Below are 1,819 nucleotides of genomic sequence, written 5' to 3'. Positions count from 1 at the left end.
CGCGCCGGCCCCGGCCGCCGGCGCGCGCCGGGCGGTCGCGCAGGGTGCCCTCGCGGGCGAGGCGGTGGGCTCGCGCCCCGTCGGCCCCGCCACCGTACCGCTCTCCCGTCGACCCCGGTGCACAGCCGGGCCCCGGCGGTGACCGCCTGCCCCGGCTGAGTCTCGGTATGGCCCGTCCCGCGGTCGTCGGCCCCGTGCCGTGCCGCACCGCCCGATGTGGCCGAACAGGGCCCGCAGCGCCCAGCAGGGGCAGCTGCGGGCCGATGTTGCCGTTCCGTGCGTACCGCCCCGCCCGCCGGTATCGAGCCGGGATGGCCGGCGCGGCGCGTACCCGAGATCGGAGATCCGTGCTGATCCACGTCGTCGTGGCCGAGGAGATGGGACTGCTGCGCAGCGCCCTGCGCGCCGCGCTGTCGAGCGAGGAGGACATCAAGGTGATCGCCGACGCCGCCGGCATCGGCGAACTGTGGCCGGTGCTGCGCCGGGAGAGACCCGACGTGTTGGTGCTGGAGCTGAAACCGGACGCGCCCGAGTCGGCGGCGGCGGCGGTGGTGGCCAGGGTGGTCGCCGAGGCACCGAAGACGGCCGTGCTGGCGATGAGCCACCGCTGGAGCCCGCCGTTGGTCGAGGCGGCCCTGGCCGCCGGGGCACGCGGGCTGGTCAGCAAGGACGTCGCGTTGTCGGAGCTGGCCAACGCCGTCCGCACCACCGCGGCCGGGGAGCGGGTGATCGACCCGTGCGCCGCCGTGGCCGTGCTCAGCCCGCCGGCCAACCCGCTGACCCGGCGCGAGCGGGAGGTGCTGCGGGAGGCAGCCGAGGGCGTACCGCTGAAGGAGATTGCCCGTCGGCTCTTCCTGGCGCACGGGACGGTGCGCAACCACCTCTCGGCGATCATGCACAAGACGGGGGCCCGCAACCGGATGGAAGCGGTCCGCCTGGCGCAGCACGAGGGGTGGTTGTAGTCGCGCACACGGGGCTCCGGCGAGGCAGGTCGGGGCCCGTCCGCTCGCCGGGCGGCGCAGTGGAACTCGTGTTTGAATATTCACGATCTGTGATGTGCCGAGACGCCTGGGAGAGGTCCGACGTGATCCGTACCCTGCTTGCCCTGGACGGTGCCCTGGTCCGAGGCGCGTTGTCGCTCGTCCTCGCAGCCGAGGAGGACATCCACGTGGTGGCGGAGGTGGGCCGCGGCGACGCGGTCGACCAGGCCGTCCGCGCCGGTCAGCCGGACGTCGCGGTGGTGGATTTCGATCTGATCAATGGTGACCCGGAAGCGGTGGAGCCGGCGGCGATCCAGCGGTGCCCGCTGCTGGTGCTGGCCGACCCGCGCCGCGTCCGGGGCCTGCACAGCGTGTTCGCCCCGGGGCGGACCGTCGGCATCCTGGCCAGCGACGTGGCCCCGCAACGGGTGGTCGACGGGGTCCGCCGGCTCGCCCGGCGGGAGTCGGTGGTCGACGCCGAACTCGTCATGGCGGCGCTCGCCGCCGACTGCCCGCTGACCGCCCGGGAGACCGAGGTGCTGCGGCTGACCGCCGCCGGTGCCCCGGTCGCCGAGGTGGCCGGGTCGCTGCGGCTGTCCTGCGGCACGGTCCGCAACCACCTCGGGCGGATCGCCCGCAAGACCGGGGCGCGCACCCGGATCGAGGCGGTCCGGCTCGCCCGCGAGTCCGGCTGGATCTGAGGCCGGTCGGGCTGCGCGCACGGGGCCGGTGGGACGGTCAGCCCCTCGTGACCGGGGCCGGTCGTCCCGCCGGCCGGTCGTCCCAGTGGCCGACCAGTTCCCGGTACGTCGCCGACCGGGCCAGCAACTCCTCGTGGG

2 protein-coding genes are annotated in these 1,819 nt (G+C 75.4%); both read left to right on the top strand.

All coding sequences use genetic code 11. The annotated features are described in order from the left end of the window. Positions 1–263 precede the first annotated feature (263 nt). The gene (locus tag MCAG_RS02390) at positions 264–962 is read left to right on the top strand and encodes a response regulator transcription factor (RefSeq protein ID WP_232290049.1); all 699 of its coding nucleotides are present in this window, start codon (positions 264–266) and stop codon (positions 960–962) included. Positions 963–1,084: 122 nt separating this feature from the next. Beyond that, positions 1,085–1,681: a response regulator transcription factor gene (locus MCAG_RS02385; protein WP_007071392.1), complete on the top strand. Its 597-nt coding sequence runs from the start codon at positions 1,085–1,087 to the stop codon at positions 1,679–1,681. Positions 1,682–1,819: the final 138 nt, after the last annotated feature.

The sequence above is a fragment of the Micromonospora sp. ATCC 39149 genome (assembly GCF_000158815.1).
Lineage (GTDB): Bacteria > Actinomycetota > Actinomycetes > Mycobacteriales > Micromonosporaceae > Micromonospora.
This window is presented reverse-complemented; position numbering and strand designations above follow the sequence as displayed.

Bases quoted from the DNA above. Each gene is read 5' to 3' on its own strand.
- MCAG_RS02390 (WP_232290049.1), top strand. From the start codon at position 264: ATGTTGCCGTTCCGTGCGTACCGCCCCGCCCGCCGGTATCGAGCCGGG.